The 7,031-nt window shown below is 41.9% G+C and carries 6 protein-coding genes and 1 pseudogene; 4 read left to right on the top strand and 3 right to left on the bottom strand.

Annotated elements, in window-relative coordinates; all coding sequences use genetic code 11:
* Positions 1 to 473: 473 nt before the first annotated feature.
* Entirely contained in the window at positions 474 to 980 is a 507-nt protein-coding gene (locus tag F6K46_RS28350) for a hypothetical protein (protein ID WP_293063448.1), read from the top strand.
* A 97-nt stretch (positions 981 to 1,077) separates the two neighbouring features.
* Here the strand turns inward: F6K46_RS28350 and F6K46_RS28345 are convergent, their stop codons facing one another.
* The 3 genes from F6K46_RS28345 to F6K46_RS28335 form a co-directional block, all read right to left on the bottom strand.
* Positions 1,078 to 1,446: a translation initiation factor gene (locus tag F6K46_RS28345; protein WP_070391866.1), complete on the bottom strand. Its 369-nt coding sequence runs from the start codon at positions 1,444 to 1,446 to the stop codon at positions 1,078 to 1,080.
* Between the two features lie 159 nt (positions 1,447 to 1,605).
* Positions 1,606 to 3,351 (bottom strand): hypothetical protein, encoded by a 1,746-nt coding sequence (locus F6K46_RS28340; protein WP_293063451.1) that lies wholly within the window; start codon positions 3,349 to 3,351, stop codon positions 1,606 to 1,608.
* A 563-nt stretch (positions 3,352 to 3,914) separates the two neighbouring features.
* Positions 3,915 to 4,091, bottom strand: coding sequence for a hypothetical protein (locus F6K46_RS28335; protein ID WP_214607747.1), 177 nt, complete (start codon positions 4,089 to 4,091; stop codon positions 3,915 to 3,917).
* A gap of 120 nt (positions 4,092 to 4,211) precedes the next feature.
* Between F6K46_RS28335 and F6K46_RS28330 the strand changes: the two are divergent.
* The 3 genes and pseudogenes from F6K46_RS28330 (at position 4,212) to F6K46_RS28320 (ending at position 6,878) form a co-directional block, all read left to right on the top strand.
* Positions 4,212 to 4,677 (top strand): annotated as a pseudogene (locus tag F6K46_RS28330) (XisH family protein).
* Positions 4,665 to 5,006: a XisI protein gene (locus F6K46_RS28325; protein WP_075897749.1), complete on the top strand. Its 342-nt coding sequence runs from the start codon at positions 4,665 to 4,667 to the stop codon at positions 5,004 to 5,006. Before F6K46_RS28330 ends, F6K46_RS28325 begins: the two are co-directional and overlap by 13 nt.
* A 459-nt stretch (positions 5,007 to 5,465) precedes the next feature.
* Positions 5,466 to 6,878 carry a reverse transcriptase domain-containing protein gene (locus F6K46_RS28320; RefSeq protein WP_293063454.1) on the top strand — a complete coding sequence of 471 codons (1,413 nt, stop codon included), beginning with the start codon at positions 5,466 to 5,468 and terminating at the stop codon, positions 6,876 to 6,878.
* Positions 6,879 to 7,031 lie beyond the last annotated feature (153 nt).

The following is a 7,031-nucleotide window of genomic DNA, read 5'->3' as shown; positions in this document are numbered from 1 at the left end:
AATAGGAATGCGAGTTAAAATATCAGGCTCACAATGGAATATTGAAAATGTTCCTAAAATTCTTTCTTTACGCTGTGCTTACCTAAATGGGATGCTTTATTAATGATGTTTTTACAAAAATGAGATGCACCCGATGAGACCGTGGGTGCAAAAAAAATAATTAACAAATACTACAACGAAGTATTTAGTATTTCTTTTCCATTAGGTGTAATTGACATTGATACACCAAGAGATTACCAGAAGTTAGAGAAAAACCAAGAGGGGCAAGAGCTCCGGAGTTTTATTTGACAAAAAAACAAGACCTCCTAGGTTTACATCTCAAATACAAACCCTATAGTAGAGTGCGTTAATAACGCACCTTACTGGTATAGTTATGGCGTAAGTCCTGTTAGTTACAAGCCCGATCCCCTTGTGGATGAGGCTGTTGACTGTTCAATATAAAAAGAGTATAAAACTCATAGCTAAAGGCAAAAATGGAGCAAATACACTCAGAAATTGACGCAATTCGCCAGAGCATTGCCGCACTACGTGCTGAACGTGATACCCTAACCCGCCAGGAAATCATCCTAGAAGACCAGTCCCCAGAAGCGATCGCTCAAGCCTACCGTCGTCAAGCCAGTGAAAACGCCCAACGATCGGTAGAGATACTAGGAATCGATAATGCGATCGCAGCCTTAGAAGCCCAGTTGCAACAAAAACAGCAGCACCTACAGCCAGCACTTACTATCAGTGAACCCCTAACCCTGGAAGACCAAATAGAACAAGCCACACAACAGGCTTATGACCACGCTGAACGGATTAATGAACTGGCAGCGGAACTAGCAGAAGAACTCAAAGCCCTAAAAGCGATCGCTCATGACCTGAGTCCCATTTATTGGAAGTTGTATCATCGACCCTTTGTTACTGGATTCAGAAGTACCTCAGTTCCCTACCTTCGTTCCGATCACGATGTTTTAAGGATTACGAAACTAGTCATTTAAGTGTAGTCATTAAGATTAGTAGTTAAAACGGATAAACTAATCTTAGGTTATCCGTTTATCCCTGTTTAAACATCCAGGTTTATTTTATCTTTTACCATTAACCACCACTAACTTTCGCTTTGTAGCCCAGTTTAATCATAATTTGCACTAGTTTATCAGTATGATTACCTTGAATTTCAATAGTATTATCTTTAACTGTGCCACCACTACCACATTGGCCTTTCAGCTGTTTAAGTAACTTGGTTAAGGTTTCTGGTGATGATTGAAATCCACTAATTACTGTAACGGTTTTTCCTTTACGTCCTTTCCGTGATGCCTGTACCCGCAAATCTTGCTGATTTGGCGGAAGTTCCTGAATCCCTCGTTCAACTGCAGCGTCATTGCTAGTGCCAAATTCCTGGTAGGCAATTCGATTGCCAGAGGTTTTGGAGTCAGAAGCATTGCGTTTTGATTTTGATGAAGCCATTGGTTTAATCTAGTATTAATCTATTTAAAAGTCCGGTTAATCACTTACCAAATATACCAAATAGTGGCTCGATTTTTGGGTCAGGGTAATCGGTAATCATAAACTAGCAATTACCAACTACCCATTACCCATTACTAATTACCCATTACCCATTACCCATTATCCTATCCCGGAAAGGAACGGTTCTGGATGTCCATCTTCAGGAATACAATCGATTTCGATCTGGAATGTCCCTTCAAATCCAGTGTCTTGCACTTTAAATTCCCAGGCACCATCCACTTCTTTCATCTTATCAGCGGGATTGGCGGTAAAATCTGGCTGAGCAAATTTTTCATCGGTATGGAGGTAGAGTTCTATGGGTGTCTTGGCAATCAGAACCCGGATATAGTATTGTTTGCGGAAGATGACATTATCAGAGAAACCAAGACCTAACAAATCCCGTTCACCGACGTAAAAGTCCAGCCGTAAGACCATGTCTTTCTCTTGTGCTGGGATACTCTCATCCTCTAGAATTGATATGGTATTCAGGTAGCCTTCCCAGATCAGATTTTTGCCATCTGCCCAAGGAAATGCTGGCTTTTCGTCGGTCAAATCCTCTTTAATAAACGGACCATAGCAGTTTTCCGCAGCCTCACTCTGGTGGAACAGTTCAAAATCCACCAGACGGGGTTTAATGGATACTCCCAGAAAGAACTCACTTTTGCCAAACCAATCCTTACCCCGAGTGATTTGGCCGTTGACAAAACGTAAACGCGATCGCACATTCCCAAATAAAAAGCGCGTTGCTACTTCAAATGCTTCCCGGGAAGTAATCACGGAGTCGAAACCACCGTGGGATTTGTGGATAAAGGTACGGGGTGCCCCAGGAATTTGGGCAGAGAATTGCTTAACTAAGCCATCACTACGGTTATAGTTAGAACCAAACTCATATCTCGGGGAGAAAACGCGGTTGAGAAAGGAGGCTTGTCGAAAATTGTAAGACTTATAGTTGGTGCCAACAATAGTTAAAAGTCGTTCTAAGGGAAAGTGTTTCTCAAAATTTTGGAACGAATAGGGGTTGTTGAGCTTACTTTGATTTTTGAGATTAAAGCGCTCTAATTCTTCTTGAGCACCTAGTTCTCCCCCAAACCCCAGCCAATCTTCTAAAATTTGGAAGGTAATGCCTTGGTGAGGAGTGCCCAAAGTGATAATTTTATTGATGTAGTCTTCAGCCTTAAGACCAAGGCTGGGATAGGTGACTTGAACTGCTTCACGAGCGATTAACCCACCCATAGAATGGGCGATGATGTTAACCTTAGGTTTAACACCTGCTTGATTTGCGGTTAGTTCACGAATTAAGTAGATCAGACGCACCAAGGCATTACCATAGGTGTCAAATTTACGCTCTTTTAGGTCATAGTAGCGAAATACCCAAATGGAGCGCCAAGGATCTTTGATAGACTCCAAAAAGTATTCTGACATCTCTGGGTTTATGACTACTTTATCCCCTGAAAAATATCTTTTTTGTTCAGTTTTGTCTGGATAGTTTAGAGTATAGGTTTCTTCTTTTAGGCGCTTAAATTTCTCGAAAATACCATTATCCTTTAACCACTGGAGTGATGATGGCAGGGGTTTGCCATCCTGGAGCATTTTCTGCAAAGAGTTTAGTTTCCGAGGCAGGGCTGGTTCATCTTCAATCTCCCGACTACTAAAGGTCACGACGTTAGTGGCATCCTGGTATTGCCAGTCTGACTTGAGAAAACTCAGGATTAATCCTTCATAAATCTCATTTGTTCCCTTTTTGTGTTCATAGACGGTGCCTTGGTTAAAGCCCTGATAGGTTAAGCGCTGTTCCTCTTGAATATTGAGACCGCCAAACCCACGAATTAGGATAATTGGTAAAGGAGTACGGGTAGGTACAGACATTGTCATCTCCTATGACATCTGAAATGTTAATTCATCGATCTTAGCTGCTGATTTATCTATAGACCATCAGTGTTTTTCGTCAATTAAAAATTAATAATTTAAAATCACCTCAGTTCGACATAACCAACTATCCTCCGATTCAGGAGCTTCCAGTCAGGAGCTTCGAGTCAGACTAATTAATTTTTAAGTAAGTTTGAGGATAAATTGGTTTATGTATCCACTGCTTAGCCTTTCAATCAACAGGTAGGACAAAGTCAATTATTTACTGATGGACATTAAAATAGAGTAAAAAAAATATCATAAACTACTTGTGATAATAGTTGTGATTACATTAGCATCGGTCAAGAATAAATTTTTACACTAGTTGTTCTAGCTATGAAACAACTGAAAAAAATCTTGATTGTGCTCTTTATACTTTGCCTGTCTGTGTTTTATGGTGATTATGCCTATGCCCACGCTCGCCATCCCAGGTTGTCAAGACGCATATAGCGCTACCCGCAAGGCAAGAGGAATCCCCCCTAACCACCCTTAGTAAGCAGGGCGGGCATGCATGCTAAAGTTGACTACAAAAACTTAGGTGCGCTTTCCGCATTAAGAATTAAATTCGCCACGAGTGGCACCTGATGTTGTTTGCGGCAGGCCATGGCTGGGTCAGGGTCGTAATTAGAGGTGAAACGCACCCGATAAATAAGTTTACTGCCATTGGCTTTGGCAGATTTTCGGTCAATGAACCAACCCAAAACCACTCGCGCTTTACATCAAGAGAATGAATACTATCCAATTTAAATGCGCAACAGCTAATAACAATGCCGTAGATGATAGAATTAAATAAATGAAAATAAGGATGAAAAACATCCAAAATGGCAAAAGACGTTTTCCATCAACAGGTTAAAAATGCTTTGATCAAAGACGGATGGAATATCACTCATGATCCTTTCACAATTCGGATTGGCGAGGCAGTAAAATTACAAATTGATTTAGCGGCAGAAATGGGAATCGCAGCTGAACGAGATTCCGAATAGGTGCGCTTTCCAATGGGCGAGTAAATCGCCCTTGGGTCGCACCTCAAAAATTGCTGTAGAAATCAAAAGCTTTATTGGCGACTCAGATATCAGCACATTTCATACGGCGTTAGGGCAATATCTTAACTATTGTCAGGCTCTTGAAGAACTTGAACCAGAGCGAATTGTTTATTTAGCGATTCCTTATGAAACTTATCAAGATTTTTTTAAGCTTTCTTTCATCCAACGCGCTCTGACACGTTACCAAGTCAAGTTGATGATTTATGATCCGAAATTGGAGGAGATTAAGCAATGGATAAAATAGAGCAATATCGGCAATTTATAAAGCATATTTTAACTGAACACTCCCAAATAGCAACCCCTACTGATAGGGATACGGTCAAAGCCGAGCTAATATTTGATAGGGAACACGACCATTATCAATTGGCTTATGTGGGTTGGCAAGGAGATAAGCGGGTATTTGGTCCTGTGATGCACTTTGATATTATTGATGGCAAAATCTGGATTCAATATAATGGGACTGAAGACTCGGTTGCTGAGAGGTTGGTGGAAATGGGTGTGCCCACTTCTGATATCGTTTTAGGTTTTCATTCCGCTTTTAAGCGCCAATTTACCCGTTATGCAGTTGGTTAAAACTTTGATACCCTATATACCGGTTTGCGACTTTATTACGTGCAAGGGCTGCTCCTGGTTGACTGACAAAAGTTTACAGACAGCGACTGAAAATCTGGCAACATTAGTCAAAACTGACTCTGCTGTGATGTATACAAAGGGCTGGCCCTTACTGCTTTGTTTACCAGCTTGGAACAGTCTTGTCCAGCCAGCTAAAATTGGAAATACGAAGTTTACACTCAGCCATAACTGCCTGTACCGGTGCCACCAAAGGGAATTTCCCCCATCAGCGACTTCATCAAGACAATGGTAAAAAATGTATAGCGGTTTCTAGCCTAATGAGGTACACAGGATTTTTTATCTCTTGCCTCTTGCCTCTTGCCTCTTTTTTGTTCCGGTGATCCGCTGTTCCCTATTCCCTGGGCATAGCGCTATAACAAACAACCTTTAACCAACCTTAAAAACTAAAAAATAGTTCCCATGTCAGACCAACCCCGTACCCGTCAGGAACTCTACGATCGCATCCGCGAAATAGGTAAAGAAGAATTCGTCCTCGAAGAAATGATTCGCTACGGATTTTGGCCAGCAGAAGGTGAGATGCCAGAAGATCCAGCTGATGAAATTCGACGGCGGGGAGAACTCCAGCGAGAACTAGCCCAACTGCGCCAAGAAAGTAAGAAACTACAAAACGAACAAGCAGTCCGTAAGCGGTTGTTAAAAGAACGGTTAGCCCAGTCTAGGCTTAAGCGTCAGGAAACCAAACAACGACGGGAACAACAACGGCTCGAACGTGCCCAAGCGTGGGCTATACGCCAGGAACAGGAAATACTCTATCTCGGTGAGGAAGTATCCCGAGGTCTAAACCATACCGAAAGCGATCGCATACGATTAGAAACCTATAAATTACCCCTGCTTAGCACAGCCCAAGACATTGCTCAAGCCATGGGGATTACCCTAGGACAGCTACGCTTTCTCGCATTTAATCGCAAAACCGCCACCATATCTCACTACATTCGTTTCAAGATTCCCAAAAAAACCGGTGGAGAGCGATTAATTTCCGCACCCAAACCAAAACTAAAACAAGCACAACACTGGATTCTCAGCAACATACTAGAAAAACTAGAACTAGACAATGCAGCTCACGGCTTTCGACGCGATCGCTCCATAGTTACCAACGCCCAGCCTCATGTTGGTGCTGATGTGATTATCAACATTGACCTAAAAAATTTCTTCCCATCCATTTCCTACCCACGAGTCAAAGGACTTTTCCGGTCATTCGGTTATTCAGAAGCAGTAGCAACAGTATTTGGATTACTCTGTACAGAAGCGGACATTGAAGAAGTCGAACTAGATAGCAAAACCTACTACGTAGCCACAAGCGATCGCCACCTCCCCCAAGGGTCCCCCGCTTCACCAGCCATTACCAACATATTGTGCCGTCGTTTAGACCACCGACTAACCACCCTAGCTACAGACTTAGGCTTTATTTACACCCGCTATGCCGATGACCTTACTTTCTCCGCCTCTGGTGACAGCCTCGGCTTTATCGGTAAACTCCTAAAACGCACCAGCTCCGTAGTAGCTCACGAAGGGTTTACTATCAATCAACAAAAGACCCGAATCCTACGCAAATCCCAGCAGCAAGAAGTAACAGGAATTGTAGTCAACCACCATCTCAATATTTCCAGAAAACAATTAAAACGCTTCCGTGCCACCCTCTATCAAATCGAAAAAGACGGTCCAGACAGCAAACACTGGGGAAACTCCAATAATGTAATCGCAGCTATTCAAGGCTACGCCAACTTCATCGCCATGGTCAATCCTGAAAAAGCAGTTCCCTTTCAAGCACAAATCCAACGCATCAAAGAGAAATGGTTATCTAATCACGATTAGGTCTCAGCTTACCTTATTTTTGAATTAAGAATTAAGAATTAAGAATTAAGAATTAAGAATTAAGAATTAAGAATTAAGAATTAAGAATTAAGACTTTGTAATTATACGTTCTACATTCTGCATTCTTAATTCTACATTATGACAGACAATATT

The sequence above is a fragment of the Moorena sp. SIO3E8 genome, assembly GCF_010692445.1.
GTDB lineage: Bacteria > Cyanobacteriota > Cyanobacteriia > Cyanobacteriales > Coleofasciculaceae > Moorena > Moorena bouillonii.
The sequence above is the reverse complement of the archived record's forward strand: the minus strand, read 5'-3'. Positions and strand labels throughout refer to the sequence as shown.

Excerpts from the sequence above, each read along its gene's own strand:
- F6K46_RS28350 (WP_293063448.1), top strand. The coding sequence starts at position 474 with ATGGAGCAAATACACTCAGAAATTGACGCAATTCGCCAGAGCATTGCC.
- F6K46_RS28345 (WP_070391866.1), bottom strand. The coding sequence starts at position 1,446 with ATGGCTTCATCAAAATCAAAACGCAATGCTTCTGACTCCAAAACCTCT.
- F6K46_RS28340 (WP_293063451.1), bottom strand. The coding sequence starts at position 3,351 with ATGTCTGTACCTACCCGTACTCCTTTACCAATTATCCTAATTCGTGGG.
- F6K46_RS28325 (WP_075897749.1), top strand. The coding sequence starts at position 4,665 with ATGGATAAAATAGAGCAATATCGGCAATTTATAAAGCATATTTTAACT.
- F6K46_RS28320 (WP_293063454.1), top strand. The coding sequence starts at position 5,466 with ATGTCAGACCAACCCCGTACCCGTCAGGAACTCTACGATCGCATCCGC.